General features: G+C 50.2%; 11 protein-coding genes, 1 rRNA gene, 5 pseudogenes and 2 riboswitches. Of the genes and pseudogenes, 15 read left to right on the forward strand and 2 right to left on the reverse strand.

Going from position 1 to position 19635, the window contains the following annotated elements; all coding sequences use genetic code 11:
* Window positions 1-53: 53 nt before the first annotated feature.
* Window positions 54-592 (reverse strand): annotated as a pseudogene (locus tag ETC05_RS16070) (TetR/AcrR family transcriptional regulator).
* A gap of 477 nt (window positions 593-1069) precedes the next feature.
* Between ETC05_RS16070 and ETC05_RS16075 the strand changes: the two are divergent.
* The 4 genes and pseudogenes from ETC05_RS16075 (at window position 1070) to ETC05_RS16090 (ending at window position 4388) form a co-directional block, all read left to right on the forward strand.
* Window positions 1070-1813 carry a DUF6152 family protein gene (locus tag ETC05_RS16075; protein ID WP_216366532.1) on the forward strand — a complete coding sequence of 248 codons (744 nt, stop codon included), beginning with the start codon at window positions 1070-1072 and terminating at the stop codon, window positions 1811-1813.
* Window positions 1814-1829: 16 nt separating this feature from the next.
* Window positions 1830-2324, forward strand: a complete 495-nt coding sequence (locus ETC05_RS16080; protein WP_171661418.1) for a DUF6644 family protein — start codon at window positions 1830-1832, stop codon at window positions 2322-2324.
* Window positions 2325-2492: 168 nt separating this feature from the next.
* Window positions 2493-3858: pseudogene (locus tag ETC05_RS16085) on the forward strand (ISNCY family transposase).
* Window positions 3859-3911: 53 nt separating this feature from the next.
* Window positions 3912-4388, forward strand: a complete 477-nt coding sequence (locus ETC05_RS16090) for an SDR family NAD(P)-dependent oxidoreductase (RefSeq protein WP_483299800.1) — start codon at window positions 3912-3914, stop codon at window positions 4386-4388.
* Window positions 4389-4898: 510 nt separating this feature from the next.
* Here ETC05_RS16090 and ETC05_RS18325 read toward each other — a convergent pair.
* Window positions 4899-6319: pseudogene (locus tag ETC05_RS18325) on the reverse strand (IS6 family transposase).
* A gap of 183 nt (window positions 6320-6502) precedes the next feature.
* Between ETC05_RS18325 and ETC05_RS18250 the strand changes: the two are divergent.
* The 11 genes and pseudogenes from ETC05_RS18250 to ETC05_RS16150 form a co-directional block, all read left to right on the forward strand.
* Window positions 6503-6673 carry a thioredoxin domain-containing protein gene (locus ETC05_RS18250; RefSeq protein ID WP_171661419.1) on the forward strand — a complete coding sequence of 57 codons (171 nt, stop codon included), beginning with the start codon at window positions 6503-6505 and terminating at the stop codon, window positions 6671-6673.
* A gap of 219 nt (window positions 6674-6892) precedes the next feature.
* Window positions 6893-8014, forward strand: coding sequence for a PQQ-dependent sugar dehydrogenase (locus ETC05_RS16105; protein WP_171661420.1), 1122 nt, complete (start codon window positions 6893-6895; stop codon window positions 8012-8014).
* A gap of 92 nt (window positions 8015-8106) precedes the next feature.
* Window positions 8107-8541: pseudogene (locus ETC05_RS16110) on the forward strand (AAA family ATPase); the annotation flags it as partial.
* Between the two features lie 786 nt (window positions 8542-9327).
* Window positions 9328-10207 (forward strand): annotated as a pseudogene (locus tag ETC05_RS16115) (IS982 family transposase).
* 92 nt (window positions 10208-10299) lie between these two features.
* The gene (locus ETC05_RS16120; RefSeq protein WP_171661421.1) at window positions 10300-11256 is read left to right on the forward strand and encodes an AAA family ATPase; all 957 of its coding nucleotides are present in this window, start codon (window positions 10300-10302) and stop codon (window positions 11254-11256) included.
* 5 nt (window positions 11257-11261) lie between these two features.
* Entirely contained in the window at window positions 11262-12431 is a 1170-nt protein-coding gene (locus ETC05_RS16125; protein WP_171661422.1) for a DUF58 domain-containing protein, read from the forward strand.
* Entirely contained in the window at window positions 12428-14593 is a 2166-nt protein-coding gene (locus tag ETC05_RS16130; protein WP_171661423.1) for a DUF4129 domain-containing transglutaminase family protein, read from the forward strand. The genes ETC05_RS16125 and ETC05_RS16130 overlap by 4 nt, the downstream gene beginning before the upstream one ends.
* A gap of 40 nt (window positions 14594-14633) precedes the next feature.
* A riboswitch (purine riboswitch) is annotated at window positions 14634-14735 on the forward strand.
* Window positions 14736-14796: 61 nt separating this feature from the next.
* Entirely contained in the window at window positions 14797-16329 is a 1533-nt protein-coding gene (gene guaA / locus ETC05_RS16135) for a glutamine-hydrolyzing GMP synthase (RefSeq protein WP_171661424.1), read from the forward strand.
* Window positions 16330-16417: 88 nt separating this feature from the next.
* A riboswitch (purine riboswitch) is annotated at window positions 16418-16519 on the forward strand.
* 103 nt (window positions 16520-16622) lie between these two features.
* Entirely contained in the window at window positions 16623-17948 is a 1326-nt protein-coding gene (locus ETC05_RS16140; protein WP_031405986.1) for an NCS2 family permease, read from the forward strand.
* A 147-nt stretch (window positions 17949-18095) separates the two neighbouring features.
* The gene (locus ETC05_RS16145) at window positions 18096-18638 is read left to right on the forward strand and encodes a GNAT family N-acetyltransferase (RefSeq protein WP_171661425.1); all 543 of its coding nucleotides are present in this window, start codon (window positions 18096-18098) and stop codon (window positions 18636-18638) included.
* Window positions 18639-19434: 796 nt separating this feature from the next.
* Window positions 19435-19635: ribosomal RNA gene (locus ETC05_RS16150) — 16S ribosomal RNA — on the forward strand; the annotation flags it as partial.

A 19635-nucleotide genomic window follows, 5' to 3' on the forward strand; every position in this document is an offset into this window, starting at 1 on the left:
TGAAGAAAAGAGCGTTCTCCCAATTACGCGGAACGCTCTTGTTATAACATGGACTATAGACTTCTCCCTAACAAAGTCTCGACTTGTTTGGCCATTACTTGCGGCGGGTACGGCATCCCATTCCGTATCCACCACTCAATTACATCTATATATGCCGTCCCAGCATATTGCAACATTACATCTTAACTCAAATCAGTATTTCTTCCGCTTTCTCTGTCAATCTCACCTTTGAAACCCTCCATAATAAAATCAAGAAGCCGCGTTCGAAAAGAAGGGGCTCCTTTGCTTGCCAACATGGTTGAAAAAATAATTTTTCTCGAAGAATTCAAAAAGGTTCAAGGGCATTACCTCAATCCAGTTTACATGCCCATTCCCCCATCTCCCTTGATTCACTAATATGTGCTTCTATGAGTTTATCCAATAGATCATATTTGTTCTGATAATGAAGATAAATGGTTCCGCGATTTACGTTTGTCCGGTCTGCAATATCCTGAATGGTAATGTCATCGAAATTTTTTTCAGCCATCAGTTCAATAACAGCTTTTTTCAAGGATTCTTGTGTTTTAAGAATTCTCCGATCCACTTTGGTCATCGAAAATATTCACCAGCCTTCTAAGATAATTAACATTTTTGACTGCTTTGTTGATATATCAACGTTTTGAGCTTTTTTAACCATTGAATGTACTCTTATTAATCTTACAATAATAGACATGGGTCGATTAAACAACTTATTTTGTTTATTCGCTTCGCGTTTTTTATTAATGCTACTAAGAAAACTTAAATTATCTTTCGGAATGGGGGATAGCATGGCGGACAAAAAAAGTTTGGTTTATCACAGGTGCTGAGCGCGGGATGGTTGTGGATTTCGTAAAAGCCGCTCTTGCTGCAGGTTATCAGGTCGTCACAACGGGTCTTAACACGGATAAGGTAGCGAAAGCTCTCGGAGAAGCTAATAATCTTCTGATCGTACAACCAGATGTCAGAAACCCTCGGATGCCGAGATTGCCGTGAAGTTGGCCGTTGACCGATTTGGCGGCATAGACGTATTATGAATAGGAGGTTTTTATAAATGAAAAACATCATATTGCATACTCGGGGTATTCACTGTTTACGACTGCCTAACATCTTTAGAATCATCGCTGTGGTAGTCCTAGGAAGCATTCTGCTTCCAGCGTCACCCACTTTGGCGCATCACGGATGGGGTAGCTTTGATACAAATAACCTTGTCTATGTTGCGGGCACAGTTTCTTCAGATGGTACTTGGGGCAATCCGCACTCGTACTTTGATATCACCGTAGACAGTAACCTACCTGCTAGTACACCATCAGATCTGGAGATTCCAGAGCAGTTGCAAGATCCCGAAGACAGCACCCGAGTCAAAGCTGCCCGCGCATACAACGGTCCTCACAAAGAGTTAGAGGTCATTATCGCACCGCCAGCTTGGTCGGGTATGTGGGGGCTAGATCGTCCACTGGAGGTCGGCGAGCGCTTCCAAGGTGTCGGCTATATCAGTCGAGAGGACGATGGATTGTTCCGCCCGGTCGTGTTCTGGTATGGAGACGATAACACTCCAGTCAACCAAGTACTAGGCAATAGGCTCCCGGTACGTGCCCCGCTGCCAGGCTCGTCGACGGATTCTGGAGATTCACCGACGGATTCTGGAGATACACCAATTATGGGTACGGATGTTCTGGAGCTATCTGAGAACGATAAGTCCGGGGACTGGGTAGTATGGACAGTATTCGGCGTTATTGCTCTCGCAATAGGTGTCGGTGGTTTCTTCTATTTACGTCGCAGCAATCAGAGGAATTAACGGGAGGGATTAACGCGTGTATGATTTCCTTAACTCAATTCTATTGCTACTACAAGACTCTGCTCTCGGCGAGGCGGCACGTAGCACACCGTATCTCTACCCAGTACTTGAGAGTCTCCATATTCTCGGAATCGTCGTCCTTGTTGGTCCAACGTTCGCTTTTGACCTGCGGCTTCTAGGAATTGGACGCCGCCAAATATCGGTGACAAAAGCCGCTCGTTACCTACTGCCTGTCGCTCATATTGGCCTGACAATTGTCATCCTTACTGGGATTCCACTGCTAAGTGCGCAGGCAACCATAATTGCCGACTCTGGTGCTGCACCGTGGAAGCTTGGGCTACTCACCTTGGCAGCAATCAACATTGCAGTATTTCATAATGGCGTTTACCGTCGGGTTAATGCGTGGAACGATGCCGCTGTAGCCCCGATCGCCGCCCGCTTTGCAGCTGTAGTCTCACTGATTGTATGGACAGGCGTCATCTTCGCTGGTCGTTTGCTCGCCTATACCTAAATCCTGGCTATATAGTGACTCCTCAAAAAGTTGAGGGGTTTGATAAAAAGGAATTCGCATCCTTGAAATGGAAATTGTTATTGTCCAGATAACAATCCCGAGGGGCGAATTCCTTTGTCTTAGAAATTCAACATCGCCCCTCGGAAATGCTTCCACGAGGTGAAGAAAATGTTGAAACTTCGCGACGAGCAATTAACCCTTTGGGACACCATACTTCCGGAAGAGGTTCGGAAACTGCCTGCCGAACTGGTGATTATCGATGAACTGTTGGACAACGAATGCTTCCTACAACCTTTTATCGATAAGTATCCGACGAAATCGAAGATGGGCCGCCCCACATATCTAATCGAGAAATACTTGCGTCTCATGGTGCTTAAACGCAAATATAACCTGGGGTATGAGTCACTCATCAAAGAAGTCGGTGACAGCATCACCTGGCGGCGATTCTGCCGGATTGCCATCGACGAAGAAATGCCTGATCCGCCCCTTCCGATCCATGCACGCAAACGCTACGGCGGCGAAGTGGTCAGCCAACTCAATGAGGCGTTGCTTCAGAAACTGAAAGAAGGAGAAATACTCAAACACCGCAAACTCCGTACCGATACGACGGTAATCGAATCGGACATCCATCACCCGACGGATGCGAAGTTGCTACAGGGTGGCGACAAAGTCATTACCTGCCTGGTGCAGAAAATCCGCAAAGTTGCCTCCCATGCCGTGCAAGGATTTGAAGACCGTACCGGTGAGATCAAGGAGAAGATTCTGTCCATCGCTAAGGTGCTTCGTTGCCGGACCTGCGAGTCCTGGGAGGAAGTCGACAAGATCACCCAAGAGGTGATTGAAGCTGCGGAATCCGTCTGCGATCAGGCCAAATCTGTCGCAGAAAACATTCGGGATAAAGGGAAAACCGCCGTTAAACAGGGTAAGCAGAAGTTAGCCGACGCCATTTCCCTGACCGAAAAACTGCTGGAACAGGCCAAACAGGTGGTTTCGGGTACACGCGTCATTGCGGATCGCATCGTAAACTTCTTTGACCCGGAGGCTCGACCGATCAAGAAAGGTAAGCTGGCCAAGGGAATCGAGTTTGGCTATAAAGCCCGGATCGATGAAACCGAGAGCGGCTTTGTCACCGGGTATGCGGTGTACGCCGGCCGATGATGAATTGCTAATCCCGGCTGTCCAAGAACATATCCTTCCTTTTGGGGAAGCACCCAAAGCTGTGTTGACCGACCGTGGTTTCGGAAGCAAAACGAACGAGGCTGAACTCACCCGGCTGGGAATAGGACGAATCAGTATTCCCCGAAAGGGGAAGAAAGGACAGCAACGTAAAGAACATGAACAACAGCTATGGTTTAAAAATCTGCAGCGCTACCGTGCAGCCGGCGAGGCCAAGATCAGCCTTCTCAAGCGCAAGTACGGTCTGGGCCGTAGCAGGTATCGGGGCCTTTTCGGCTCAAAAAGCTGGGTCAGCTTCGGAATTCTGGCTCATAACCTCCAAAGAGCAGCAGTGATGCTCAAAATCGAGGAAAATTAAGGGAAATATCGGTTGTGAATCACCTCCGGGAATAGTAAATAGGGAAGATCAAAATCACATATCGACTTTTTCAGGAGCAACTAGTTAACAATGCCCGCAGCTCCTATGGAGGTTACTTCGAGGAGCTGACCCAAGGGCAGATTGAACGTCAAATCGCGATCAATCTTTATGGTCCGATGAACGTCACCCGTGCCGTGTTGCCTGTGATGCGTAAGGCTCATTCCGGGTATATTATTTCGATATCCTCACTCGCAGGCTTAGCAGGATTTGAATACAACGAAGCTTATTGTGCATCGAAGTTCGGTCTTGAAGGTTGGATGGAATCGTTGCGTCATGATGTCGCTCCATTCGGCATCCATACAACCATCGTCGAACTAGGCTTCTGCCGAACCGAACTTTTAGAGCCGGAATCAATATCCTGGGCTGATCGATCGATGACTATGCTGAGCGTAATCCACAATTCCGTACCTTCTTTAATGAAAAGAATGGAAAACAGGAAGGCGATCTGGAAAAGCTGGCAAAAGCATTAATCACTATTGCAAATCTGGAGAAACCGCCGGTTCGCTGGTGCAGAGCGGAAGGTCGCTGAACTTTAGCAACAGATCAACGCTTATCGTGGCCTGTCGACCTCTCTCGCTTACGGGATGAATAAGCTCTCAGACGGAAGTTAACTATTTCATGGGATCATTTTGAAAAAGCATAACAAGGGCAGATAATACCTTGGAAGTATTTATTTGGAGTATTTTGGGCTGAAACACACTTATTAATTCATAGATGGTAGCGTCAAAAGTGTTATGAAAACTCCACACAGACCATCCCATTGAGCATCGTGGGGCATGTAGAGAGCCCGATTCGCCCTTGACCAACACCCGCCAAAGGTGGGAAAGAGTCGTCAAGGGCGACGGGGACAAAAAGAAGGCAATCGAAAAGCCGCCCTTGCCTTTACCGAATGTTACCTTTGGTGGTGTTCGGTTGGTTAAGGGTTCGCTTCGCCGAATCCGGCAGGTTTTCTCTTCAACGGGCTCTGGAGGACAAAAAAGTTAGGCTGCCTCGTTTCGAAGGAAGTCCTGAGCCATGGTGATAAGCTTCGTCCACCGGGGCGGCATATGCGGCAGCTCGGCGAGCTCCGGGATGACGACCGGCAACCCGGCCTTCGAGCGCGCTATGCGGGCGCAGAAAGTTGAAATACGCCACAAACAGCGTCACAAAGGACCACCGAGCCTTCTTCGGCGCCAAACCCATGGGTCGGGCGGTAGTTGCCTTTAAAGGTCCGGTTGAATCGCTCGATGATCTGCTTGAGAGGGCGAAACTCTTCCGAGACCGGATCTTCGTTGGTCAGGCCGATCACTTGGCGGACGTCAAACGAAATCCCATGCTGGGCAAAGAAGTGTTGTGCCAGCCGGTAAATCGGGTTGCCATCCACGACGAACGACAAGTCGTCTGGGAGGGACGGCAGCTTCTGCAGGACATCATCGATAGCCTTGATGGCCGAGAGTGTGTCCCGGTTGGGCGAGACGCGATACGACAGCACGATCTTTTTCACCGCGTCGAATAGAAAGAACAGGTAATGCCAACGGCCCTTCACACGAATATATGTCTCGTCCCCACAGAACGAACCGGACAGCTCATAAGGGAATCGGTCGACAAAGGGCTTGAGCCAAAGTGCGGCGCTGTTGGCGTAGTTGAGCACCGTCTTATGCGAGATCGACACGCCCTGGATGTCCTTCATGGCGGCTGCCGTCATGCGGGAGGACATCCCAAAGTTGACATGGTACGTCAACACCAGCCCCAGAATGTGTGGCGACGCAGCCATCCGGGACAAATCGACCTTCGGTTGGACGGGCGATGAGGGAGCCAACGGCAGAAAGTCAAACAAGAACTCCCGAAATAAATACCGCACCTTGAAGGCTTGAGGGTCCTGTTTGAAACGTTGGCGCTCCTTCTTCGTCATCCGTCGAAGGTTGGCCTGGTAAAACGGGCAATCGTTGTTCTTGCACGTATAGACGTTGTATTCCTTGGGCTCCTTGATTTTTTTCAACGTCTTTTTGCAGTGCGGGCAACGAAAGACCACTTGCTTGGTGAATCGGTTTCGGTGGTTGAACCGGCACTGACACACTTTGCATGGGTATTGCCCTTTTCCGCCGTTATTGGTGTATAGGTAGGAGGAGGGTGCTTGGCAGCGAGGGCAGGTCAATGAATCCGGAACGCGATGCTTGGCCTTCGTCCGACGTTGGATCGGTGACAATGGACGGCTGTGCTGCGCCTCGTAGTCCTAGCCCGCTAGAAGCTGTCGATAGTCGAGCGTTTCCGGCACATCGACGATCGGAAGGTCATCGACCTGGAGTTTCCGGTACGGCTTTTGGACGGGTTCGTCCAAGTCCTTAAGATTCAAGGATGTTCCCAATAGCACACCCATTACATATACAATGACTTGGTATTGGGTCTTGATGATTTCAAGCAAATGGGCGAATCATTGAGGTAACAAGCTTGTCACTCCTTTGTTTTGGCTGTTGAGTGTGTGGTTACCTCAATGATGGCCGAAAACAACGGGGGTGGCAAGCCTTTTTTCGTCCAACCGTTGAAACTCAAGAAAAAAACGTGAGTGTGGAGAATAAACTTTTGACAATACTATAAAAACCTTGAGGTGGAAATATTAGCAGTTAATGTCGGGGAAAGTGACATTGCTATTGAATCTTTCGTTGAAAGACATGGACTTACATTTCTCGTTCTTAAAGATAAGGACCAAGCAGTCACTGAAGCTTATGATAATTATCCCATTCCGGCTTCATTATCGATAAGAATGGAAAAGTTCTAAACGTTATCACCGGCTCTATGACGGAAAGGGATATAGCGAATTACATGGAGTTAATTAAATCATGAAAATGATAGGTGTCTTAGTGGAACCGTTAAACTATTTCTTAGCATTACTGGCATGTCAATCAATGACTTGGAGACAGAACAAGGAAACGCGGCAAAGTCCCTTTCAGATTCGTTATGACAAGTGAAAAAGTCGAGAAAGGAGAGGTGTTTAGCATTGAATCAAGTATTGACGTTTCTGTTTGCAATCCTTCTCATTTCCGGTTGTTCCGCTAGCGAGAAGCTAAATCCCTCAGAAGGAAAGCAAAATGTTATTGCCGAGCAGAATCAGGCAAATGAAAAGGGCAATGAAGGGGAAGCAGAGGCGCTTGCGCCGATCGAAGAACCCGAAGTGATCGCGGAAAATCTAGAGGTTCCTTGGTCAATTGAAAAAGAGGGGGATACCTTCTATTTAACAGAAAGACCAGGAAACATTGTAAAGATCGAAAATGGAGAAGTGGAGAGGCAAAAAGTAGAACTGGAAATGGAGATCTCGGCCGCTTCGGAAGCAGGATTGTTAGGGTTCGTACTCGCTCCTGATTTTTCAGAATCCAATCTAGCTTATGCGTATTATACGTATGAAGATAACTCCGGACAGTTTAACCGTATCGTATCGCTCCGTTTAGATGCCGGGATTTGGCGAGAGGAGGATGTGCTGTTGGACCGGATTCCAAGCGCTCCCTGGCACAGTGGCGGAAGACTCAAGATCGGACCGGATGGAAAGCTTTATGCGGCAACCGGCGATGCATATGACGCGGAAATCGCGCAAGATACCGATTCATTAGGCGGGAAGATCTTAAGAATGAATCTGGACGGATCGATTCCAAGCGATAACCCGTTTCCGAATTCCTATGTATATAGTTATGGCCACCGCAATCCCCAAGGATTGACTTGGTCTCCTGACGGGACGTTATATGCAAGCGAACACGGTAACGATGCCAATGACGAGATCAACCGGATCGAGGCAGGCCAAAATTATGGCTGGCCGGTGATTCAAGGCTTTGAAGAACAAGAGGAAATGATGACGCCGCTATTCACTTCCGGAGACGAAGCGACCTGGGCACCATCAGGAATGGACTATTATAATGGAAAATTGTACGTTGCTGCATTAAGAGGAAGTGCGGTTTTAGAGTTTAATCTTGAAACGGGCGAACAACGAACTGTCGTAACCGGACTTGGAAGAATTCGGGATGTGCGGATTGAAGATAACTACCTCTATTTCATAAGCAATAATTCAGACGGGCGCGGCATGCCTCAGGAGAATGACGATAAGCTCTATCGAATCACACTTCCGGAATGATAGCGCATAGATCATCAAGAGGAGAAGAGAAGATGCATACTTTGTTATCGGAAGATATAAATATCTTGAACCAGATCTGATCGAACCTAGAAATTTGTATTCTGTGTAAACAAAGGGAAGTCGAGTTGCTGTTGACGGCCGCTGTTGCGGTCGGTTACGTTCTTCTCGAAGACGTGCCTGGAACCGGAAAGACGGTTCTGATCAAAGCGTTGGCTCGATCGTTGTAAGGCCGTTTCCAGCGCATCCAATGCAATCCTGACCTGTTGCTGTCGGACGTTACGGGAGTATCGATCTATCATCCGAAACAGGAAGCGTTTCGATTTCGACCGGGGTCGATCTTCAGCAACATTGTAATGATCGACGAGATCAACCGTGCTTCGACAAAGACGTAGTCTGCGCTCCTTAAGGCGATGGAAGAGCGCCAGGTTAGCATGGACGGCAATTTCTATCCGTTGCTGGAGCCGTTTCTGCTGTCAGCCACACCAAATCCGATCGATTTCGAAGGCACGTACGTATTGCTGGAAGCGTAGATGAATCTATTATTTTATATTCTCATTTTATGAATGTCAATCCTTTTGTTCTCGTTTCATTAACGTTCGGCTCTCAGAGTTCTATGGCGTTAATGCTAATTCGATCCTTCCTTTTGTTTATCGGCCAACACAGCAGCCTTTGTTAAAGAAATTGCCCTTCGAAACAGAACATTTTTGGAATAGTGTAGAGCAACTTGCAAATGAGTTCAAAAATGGGCACGAATTACAACAAATAAAGATCAACGAAAAAGGCATGATTTTCTAACATTAATCCGATGCACTCTCAGAAACAGTTTCTAACGGATTTCTTTGCCTTAAGCAAGGAGGAACAGGAACAGTTTTTAATGAATCTGCAACTAATTTGGACGCTGCAATTATACCGTCGGAAACACAATAACGATCGTAAGTCATTGGACAATAGGTAAACTAGGCTATCAGTTGTTCACTAATTGACTCGAATAGAAGTATTTTAATCAACAATCATATTCAAAGGAGCGAGATCCTACTTATGAGTTCACAACAACAACAGTCTTTGCTAATAAGATCCTCAGTTTTTCGTCCAGTGCCTGAAGAACAAAAACAACAAAAGGAGCATTTTCTCAAACAAATCGCCATTCTTCTTGCAGACTCGATTCAAAGTGAAACAAGATGCCTTAAGAATAAAAATGTTTGAATAAATCCGTGGTGCTAGATAAAACTCACACAAGCATAAAAATAGCCCTTGCTGGCGGATCTCCTGTAGAATGAAAGTGCGACCCATCATTCGAAAGGAGAGATCCCCCCATGCAAGAGCACGTTCATTTTACTACAAATCAAGCCAAACTGCAAAAACAATACGCCGCCATTTTCTGTTTTGTTTCGGCCCAACTGCTGTTGATTCAAATGGATCTTCATCGCCGCAACCGTCACTTGGTCAAGCAAGAAGACGAAGTGATCATTGCGGTTCACCTTTTGGGGAAGCTGTTGGGCTTTTCTTCCGAACGAGCTTGGCATCGCTTTGTCACTGGCAATTTGTTCGTCCATGGCCCGTTTCTTGAACGTTCCCGGTATCACCGTCGCTGCCGAGCGTTTGGCTTCGCGGTCAAATGGATCCGTCATGAACTGGCGAAACGCGGTCAACATCATGCTTATGCCGTCATCGATAGTCTGCCTCTTCCGTTGTGCCATCCCGCGAGAATGCAGCGCGTCAAGCGATTTCGAGGGATCGCGGATATCGGGTATTGTGCTTCCAAAAAGCAATGGTACTACGGATTGAAGCTGCATCTTCAAGTGACCGATCAAGGGTTGGCCCTGGGCAATGTCGTGACGGAAACGTCTTGCCACGACGTCAAAGCGGCTGAAACGGTGACGACCCAAATTCCTCATCCCTACAACTTTTGGGACAAAGGGTACATCAGCCGCGCTCTTCGAGAAAAGCTGTACGAAGAATACCAAGCCGCGTTATGGACAACGTCCCGAACCAATCAAAAGCACGTCTTCTTCCCAAGCATGGGAAGAATGGATCCGAAAAAAACGCAAAGTCATCGAGACGGTGTTTTCGATTCTCGTGGACCCATACCGAATCACAGAGATTCGGGCGAATTCCCTGGCCGGGTTTGAAGTGGCACTCGATGGCATCTTGTTGGCTTATTCCCTAGTCACCCTGGGACTGGTTGAGCGCTGACGCTCAACTAACACTACGGGTATTAATAGTATAAACTACATATTGTCTACCGCTAAAAATCCCATTCATCACCATAAAAGGAGCTTGATGTCATGACGATGAACGAACCGTTGCTTCCCTCCATCGAACAAGTTGTTCGCAATGTGGAACAAGTCATTGTTGGAAAACGGCAGGTGATTGTGCTCAGTTTAACAGCGCTGTTGGCCAAGGGGCACGTATTGCTTGAAGACGTGCCCGGCGTCGGCAAAACGATGCTCGTGCGCGCGTTGGCGAAATCATTTCAAGCTGAGTCGAAACGGATTCAATTTACGCCGGATTTGTTACCGAGCGATGTGATTGGTGTTTCTGTCTATAACCCAAAAGAGCGGCAGTTTGAGTACAAACCCGGGCCGATCGTCGCCCATATCGTGCTCGCTGATGAGATCAACCGGACGTCGCCGAAGACGCAGTCAGCGCTTCTTGAGGCCATGGAAGAAGGAAGCGTGACGGTCGACGGCATCACGCGGGCGCTTCCACAGCCGTTTTTTGTCATGGCGACGCAAAACCCGATTGAATACGAAGGAACGTATCCGCTTCCGGAAGCGCAGTTGGACCGGTTTTTGCTGAAGCTGCAAATGGGCTATCCGTCTCCTGATGAGGAAATCGAGATGTTAAATCGGCTGGAAAAAATGAAGCCGTTGGAAGAAATCGGACCGGTGATGACGCTCGACGAATTGCGGGCTTTGCAACAGAAGGTAGCCGATGTGCATGTCAGCGATACGGTGAAGCGATACATCGTCGAGCTGGTCCGGCAAAGCCGGGCGCATGAAGCCGTGTATTTAGGCGTCAGTCCGCGCGGTTCGGTCGCCTTGATGAAAGCGGCGCAGGCCTACGCGCTCATTCATGGCCGCGATTTTGTCATCCCTGATGACGTGCAGCAGCTCGCTCCTTATGTGCTCGCCCATCGTCTGCTCGTTCGTCCGGAAGCGAAATGGGACAAGCTTGATGGCAAAACGATCCTTTCCGAGCTGATGGCCCGCACGCCGGTGCCGGTGCAAGGACGGCGGTGAACAGGATGAAGCGAACGGGGAGGAGAATGTGGCGGCCCTTGTTGGGCGTAGTGATCTTAACCGCGGTTTTGTTTTCCTACGCCATGTTTCAAGGGGGCTTTGTCAGCTGGTTTTTGTTTTACAGCTTTTTACCGTTTGGGTTGCATGCGTTGACGGTGGCTCTGTACCCGCTCCGGCGCGCGGCGGTGAGCCGGGCGGTGCCGGCGCGGCGCTATTATGCGGGAGAAGCGATCCCGGTTGCCGTTCGAGTTGAGCTGCCGTGGCCGTTTCCCATGGCCGCGATAGCGGTCGGCGAGGAAAGAGAGGGGCAAGGTGGGGGTGCCGTCGTTTCTTGGATGTTTCGGCGCCGTCTCTCTTGCCAATGGACGCTTGTTTTGCCCCGCGGACGTCATCAGTTGGAAACGGTGCGGCTGGAAGTGAGCGATGTGTTTGGTTGGGGGAAGCGGGTGGAATCGTTCTCGGCTCCGTGCACGGTCATCGTATATCCCCGCTATGTGGAGTGGCCGGCGAACATGGTGCGTGAGTGGTTTTCCCATGGAAACGCGGCCCGGACGTTTGTGTATCACCGCGACCTAGCGGCGGCGGTCGGGGCTCGCGAATACGCGCCGGGCGATAAAATGTCCTGGGTGCACTGGAAGGCGTCAGCGCGCAAGAACGAGTTGATGACAAAAGAATTTGATGAGCAGCGCAACGATGATTGGTTCGTTGTCTTGGATGGCGGCCCATCACCGTGGTTCGAGGAGCTGGTCACGCTGGCTGCTTCTGTAGCGAAAGCGTTGTTGGATGCGGGAGCCCCGGTTGGGCTGCTTGTGGCCGGGAAAGAGCGCTCGTCCTTAGCGCCGCGGCGCCATGGGGAACAGTGGCAGTCGCTGCTTCTCCGCCTGGCGGAAGTGAAGGCGGCCCACGAAGGGGGAATGGAGCCACTGCTTGTTGACGAAACGAATTGGAAAACGGCGGCAGGATGCATTCTGGTGACGTCTGCCTTGTCTTCCGCGCTGGTGCCGCTGTTGCGCGCGCTGGCGATGAAGCGCCGCGTCATTTTATATGTTGTGACGGGCGAACGGAGAGAGGAACAAAGGCATTGGGAAGAAGAGCTTCGCCGCAGCGGTGTGTATGTCTCCGCCATTGCTCCTGACATGTTGCAGACTGTCCGGCAAGGAGGGGAGTTTCAATGAAGAAGGGGGCAGCTCGGTTTTTCTCTTCTTTTTTGCTCAACTTGTTTGCGGCTTGGCTGCTCACCGAATGGCTTTGGCCGTTGGACGATGTGACGGATACGGGGCATATCGGTTTGTTTGTCTCGTTTGTCTTCCTTTGCTTTGCCGGCTATTGGGTTCGCCTCCCGGCGTGGCTTGCTGTTCTTGGGAAGGGGGTTTATATCGGATGGGCGCTCTCCCGTTTATCTTCGTCTCACTCCATCGCCGCTTTGCCTTCGGCGCTTTGGCGGGATTGCCTCAACTGGCTGTGGGGCGATCGGTCTTCCATGCCGAGCGATGCCGTGCGCACGTTTGTCTTTTTTCTCCTGCTATGGCTCGTTTCGGCCGCTTTTCATTGGCTCATCGGGAAACGGCATCAGTGGTTGATTCCGTATGCGTTGACCGTTGCGTATATTGCCGTCCTTGATACGTTTTTCCCATATAACGGCGATCAGGCGATCGTTCGCCTTGTCGGGCTCGGTTTTTTTGCTTTTGTGTGGCTGCATGGCGAACGGATGCGGGCAAACGGCGCTTTATTTTCTATCGGAAGGTGGCGGACAGCCGCCCTGTTCGTTCCGGCGTTGGCTCTGGCGGCAGGATATGCAGGCCCCAAGCTCCCGCCGCAATGGCCGGATCCGGTGGCGTTTATCCGCAGCGTTCATGCCGTGCCGGAGCCGGGCGATGATGAGCCGGCTTCTTCCGCTGTGGCCAAAGTCGGATATGGACAAAATGATTCCCGCCTTGGCGGACCGTTCCTTGCTGATGATACGATCGTATTCACAGCGAAAGATCGAGGTATTCATTATTGGCGCGTCGAGACGAAAGACGTTTACACCGGCAAGGGGTGGGAGGAGTTTCAGAGCGAACAAGTTTACTCGTTTGCCAATGGAGAGACGATCAAACATGAATGGTGGAGCCCGCGAGTCAAAACGGTGGAGCAAACCGCAGAAATCCGCCTTCATCAAGGAGGATTTCATCTCGTTTACCCGCTGGGTTTGCGGCAAGTGAGGGCGGCCAATCCGGTCGTTTATCGCATGAAGTTGGCGACAGAGAAAATTGAGACGACCGACGACCAAGCCAACGCGGTTCCTATTGAACAGTATGTTGTTACGTATGGGGAGCCGGACTTTTCGGTTGCTGCCCTGCGCGCCGCTCCTCCGGTCCAAGACCGGTCTTTGTTGAAACGATATACGCAGCTGCCGAAAACCTTGCCGCAGCGGGTCCGCGACTTGGCCAAACAAATTACAGCCGGAGAAAAAACAGCCTATGATCAAGTCAAAGCCATCGAACAATACTTTCAGCAGAGCGGATATGTGTATGAGACGAAAGATGTGGCCGTGCCGGGGGAAAACCAAGATTATGTCGACCAATTTTTGTTTGAAACGAAACAAGGGTATTGCGACAACTTTTCCACTTCGATGGCGGTCCTCGTTCGCACGCTCGGCATCCCCGCCCGCTGGGTGAAAGGCTATGTGTCGGGGCGGTTGGTTGGGGAGCAGAATGGCGATTCTCTTTACGAAGTGCGCAACAATGACGCTCATTCGTGGGTGGAAGTGTATTTTGAAGGCGTCGGTTGGGTGCCGTTTGAGCCGACGCGGGGGTTTGCCAATCCCTACGCGTTTTCTCTCGATCCTTCCGAGGAGGATGACTCTGCGGCGCCTGAGCAGCAACCGGAAGAGCAGGATCGAACGAACCTCCCACAGCCGCCGTCGGAGATGCCCTCTGCCGCGAAACAAGACGGCCATTGGTGGGAGCGGCTCGTCGACTTCTGGTCATGGAAGACGGTGTTGGCGACGGCGGCCGCGCTGGTGGCAGCGGCTTGCGTGATCTATGCGACAAGGCGGAAATGGTGGCCGCGCCTGACGCTTCTTCGTTTTCGGCGCCGAAAAGCGGACGGGGGCGACTGGCTGATTTCAGCGTATGCGGCGCTTTTACGCCATTTGCACGATTACGGGTTGAAGCGGCGGCCGCAGGAAACGCTTCGCCAGTATGCGAATGAGGTCGATCGTTTGTTCGAAACGGATGAAATGAACCGGTTGACAAGGCTATATGAATGTGTGGTGTACGGAACCGGGCTTCCGGACACAGACGTTCGCGAAGCTGTTCAATTGTGGGAAAATTTAATAAAAAGGACGATCTCTTGACCGCATGCCGGCAAGTTGATAGAATGAATTCAAATTTGCATACGGACAGACGAAAGCCCTTCATATAAGCGCAGGAATACGGCTTGCGCGTCTCTACCGGGCCGCCGTAAACGGCCCGACTATGAAGGCAGAAGACGCTGCTATTCTGCCTTCATCCATGTTTTGGGCAATGGCAGCGTTATTTTTTTGATGGGGTGGAGAACATGAATCAAGAAATGATCGTCGTCTTGGATTTCGGGAGTCAATACAACCAGCTGATCACTCGCCGCATCCGGGAGCTCGGCGTTTACAGTGAATTGCACCCGCACACGATCCGCGCCGAGGACATCCGGGCGCTGAACGCCAAAGGGATCATTTTTTCCGGCGGGCCGAACAGCGTGTATGATGAGCAAGCGTTTCGGTGCGATCCGGCGATTTTTGAGCTTGGCTTGCCGATTTTAGGAATTTGTTACGGGATGCAGCTGATGGCCCATCATTTGGGAGGAAAAGTGGAAAAAGCGGCGCACCGTGAATACGGCAAAGCGCTCATCCAAGTGAAAAACGATTCTTTGCTTTTTCATGGGTTGCCGGACGAGCAAGTCGTTTGGATGAGCCACGGCGACTTGGTGACCGCTCCGCCTAGTGGCTTTGTTGTCGATGCGACGAGCCCTTCGTGCCCGATCGCCGCGATGAGTGACGAACGGCGAAAATGGTATGGCGTGCAATTCCACCCAGAAGTGCGCCACTCGGTATACGGCAATGATTTATTGAAGAACTTTGTCTTTGAGGTATGCGGCTGCCGGGGCGATTGGACGATGGAAAACTTTATTGATGAGCAGGTGCGCCGCATTCGCGAACAAGTCGGCGGGAAAAAAGTGTTGTGCGCTTTAAGCGGCGGGGTCGATTCATCGGTCGCCGCGGTGTTGGTGCACCGGGCCGTTGGTGACCAACTGACTTGTATTTTCGTCGACCATGGCCTTTTGCGCAAAGGGGAAGCGGAAAGCGTCATGAAGACGTTCCGTGAGCAGTTTCAGATGAACGTTATTAAAGTCGATGCAAAGGAGCGCTTCTTGGCGAAGCTCAAAGGGGTCTCTGACCCGGAACAAAAGCGGAAAATCATCGGCAATGAATTTATTTATGTGTTTGACGATGAAGCGGCTAAGCTTGAGGGCATTGAATTTTTAGTGCAAGGCACGCTTTATACAGACATTATTGAAAGCGGCACAGCGACGGCGCAAACGATCAAATCGCACCATAACGTCGGCGGCTTGCCGGAAGATATGAAATTCGAACTGATCGAGCCGCTCAATACGCTGTTTAAAGACGAAGTGCGCGCACTGGGCACTCAATTGGGAATCCCGGACGAGATCGTCTGGCGTCAGCCGTTCCCAGGGCCGGGGCTCGGCATCCGTGTGCTCGGTGAAGTGACGGAAGAAAAATTGGAAATCGTCCGTGAATCGGATGCCATTTTGCGGGAAGAAGTAAAAAAAGCCGGACTGGACCGCGAAATCTGGCAGTACTTTACGGTTCTCCCTGACATCCGCAGCGTCGGAGTGATGGGGGATGCCCGCACGTACGATTATACGGTGGCCATCCGCGCGGTGACCTCGATCGACGGGATGACCGCCGATTGGGCGCGCATTCCGTGGGATGTGCTCGAGCGCATTTCAACGCGCATCGTGAACGAAGTGCCGCACGTCAACCGCGTCGTCTACGACATTACAAGCAAGCCTCCGGCAACGATCGAGTGGGAATAAAAACGAACAAAAGACGGACATTTCCAAAGGAATGTTCGTCTTTTTTCTTGACAGCTGCTTTTTAGGCTGATACAATAGCTGTGGAATCATGAATATTGTCGAATTCCGTCGTATAATCCCGGGAATATGGCTCGGGAGTTTCTACCAAGCTACCGTAAATAGCTTGACTACGAGGGATGCGAGATAGGAGAGCGCTTGTTTTGTCCTCTCTCTGTTCGTCATTCCTTCCTAGTCAACGCTTCTGGTAGCAGCCGAAGCGTTTTTTCATTTTTTATAGGCAGGAGGGGACAGAGTTGAGAAAATACTTTCAATTCGATGAGCTCGGCACGAACTATCGGACAGAGATCATCGCCGGGCTGACGACATTTTTGTCGATGGCGTACATTTTGTTCGTCAACCCGTTTACGTTGTCGCTTGGCGCGGTGAAAGATTTTCCGGATGAACTGCGGATTGACCAAGGGGCGGTATTTGTCGCCACCGCTTTGGCCGCGGCGTACGGATCGATTTTGATGGGGGTGTTGGCTCGCTATCCCATCGCTTTGGCGCCGGGGATGGGATTGAATGCCTTTTTCGCCTTCACCGTTGTCCTGCATATGGGGATCCCTTGGCAAACGGCGCTTGCGGGGGTTTTCGTTTCGGGAGTCATTTTTACGATTTTAACGCTGACGGGCATCCGGGAGAAAATTATTGATGCCATTCCGGTTGAGTTGAAATATGCCGTCGGTGCCGGAATCGGGCTGTTCATCACGTTCATCGGCCTGCAAAACGCTGGAATTATTGTCGATAACAAAGCGACGCTCGTCGGATTAAGTTCGTTGAAAGATGGCAATACACTGTTGGCCATTTTTGGATTGTTCATCACCATTGTTTTGATGGTAAGAAAAGTAAATGGCGGCGTCTTTTACGGCATGGTCATTACCGCGATTGTCGGCATGATTTTCGGTTTGATTAAAGTGCCGCATCAAATTGTCGGCGCTATTCCGGACATTTCACCAACCTTCGGTGTAGCGATCAAACATTTGCCGGACATTTTCTCGTGGAAAATGCTTGGTGTTGTCTTAACGTTCTTTATTGTCGACTTTTTCGATGCGACTGGCACGCTCTTGGCGGTCGCCAACCAAGCCGGGTTGTTGAAAAACAATAAACTGCCGCGCGCCGGCAAAGCGCTGCTCGTTGACGCGACAGCCGTCATGGTCGGAGCGGTGTTTGGCACATCGACGACGACGTCGTACATCGAATCGTCGGCCGGCGTCGCTGCCGGAGGGCGCTCCGGGTTTTCGGCGGTCGTGACAGGGATTTTGTTCCTGCTTGCTTTGTTCTTCTCGCCGCTGTTAAGCGTCATTACCGCGCCGGTTACGGCGCCAGCGCTCATCATCGTCGGTGTATTAATGGCCTCGTCGATCGGCGAAATCGATTGGAAGAAGTTTGAGGTGGCTGTGCCGGCGTTCTTCACGCTCATCACGATGCCGCTTTCCTACAGCATCGCCACCGGCATCGCCGTCGGCTTCATTTTCTATCCGATCACGATGATTTTGAAAGGCCGCGGCAAAGAAGTGCATCCATTATTGTATGTGCTGTTTGTCATTTTTATCTGTTATTTCATCTTCTTGCGCGAATAGGAAAAAGAGAAAAGGACTGTTCCTAGGATGAGTTTGATCATCTTGGGAACAGTCTTTTTTTGTATCTTATGCATAAATTTTTTTCGCATGAGGGGTCGGATGATCTCAATATGGTATAATGGTCAAAAAGTTGGAGGGGAGTCATTGATGTTTATCCGTTACGTGGAGAAAGATGTGTGGTTAAAGTTGTTGACGATGGAAGACGCGAAGCCGCTTTTTGCATTGGTTGATTCGTGCCGCGCGCACCTCCGTCAATGGCTTCCTTGGGTTGATTCCACCAAGACGGTGGAGGATTCGAAGGCGTTCATTTCTCAAGGACTGCAAAAGTTTGCCTCGAGCAATGGATTTGAGGCAGGGATTTTTTATCAAGGACAATTAGCCGGTGTAATTGGTGTCCATTACATCGACCGGGCCAACAGAAAGGCGAGTATCGGCTATTGGCTTGGTGAGTCGTTTCAAGGAAAAGGATTGATGACGAAAGCATGCAAAGCTTGCATTGACGATTTGTTCGCTGAGCAAGGAGTGAATCGAGTTGAAATTCGTTGTGCGGCGGGAAATCAGCGGAGCAGGGCAATCCCGGAACGACTAGGTTTTGTAATGGAAGGAACGATTCGTGATGCAGAGTGGCTTTACGACCACTTTGTCGATCATGTTGTGTACGGAATGTTGGCGAGAGAGTGGAAGAGATAAAAAATGGTGTTGATTGGAAAGAAAAAAACTTTACCCTCTGCCCGAACTTCATCTCCCGTTTCTAAACGAAGTGAAAGTGGGAGATGAAGTCCGGTGAGGCGTAGCCTAAACTTGTCTCTCTTTTTGTAGCACGATATAATCCGTCTAAGATAAAAGAAAGGCTGATAGATCAATGAAATGAGACAGGAATAATCATTCGGTATTCGCATGATCTGATCATCTTGTTTTCGTTGTAAAGTAGCGGAGAAAAGTGATTCGCGATGCCATATCTGATTATGCTAAAGAGATGTTTCTTCGGTTCGGTGAGAATGATCATATTTCCATGGGGCACACGGGGATCGCTCGGTCAACTTCCTGTTGTTAGACGGGATTACCCGAGAAGCTTCCACCTCGAAGCGTTAGCGTAGGTGGTGGGAGTATGTCACATAGGCAGTTGACACATCAAAATAAAGGTGCTATATTAATAAAGCCGTTTCGATACGGCAAAAAAGATAAAAAACATGTTGACAAAAGAAAAAAGAAATGGTATATTATAAGAGTCGCTTTTGAGAAGATAAAATTCTCGGCAAGAAAAAACAATTTGTTCCTTGAAAACTGAACGAAACGAAGCGCAACGAAAAGCTGAGGTCCGCGGGTCGCCGCGACGGGCAAATGTTCTTCACCCGCAGGGGTGCTTGCACCCCGAGGGGGGGTATTTGACCCCGAGCGGCGGCGGACCGAAGCTAGACAATTCGAAAAGCGGAGGCCGCTCGGCGCCTTTGGTGTTGCGGCTGAAGCTTACAAAGCCAATCAACTTTCTTTGGAGAGTTTGATCCTGGCTCAGGACGAACGCTGGCGGCGTGCCTAATACATGCAAGTCGAGCGGACCGAATCGGAGCTTGCTCTGGTTTGGTCAGCGGCGGACGGGTGAGTAACACGTGGGCAACCTGCCCGCAAGACCGGGATAACTCCGGGAAACCGGGGCTAATACCGGATAACACCGAAGACCGCATGGTCT

Source organism: Geobacillus sp. BMUD (assembly GCF_013096845.1).
In the GTDB taxonomy this organism is placed as follows: domain Bacteria; phylum Bacillota; class Bacilli; order Bacillales; family Anoxybacillaceae; genus Geobacillus; species Geobacillus vulcani.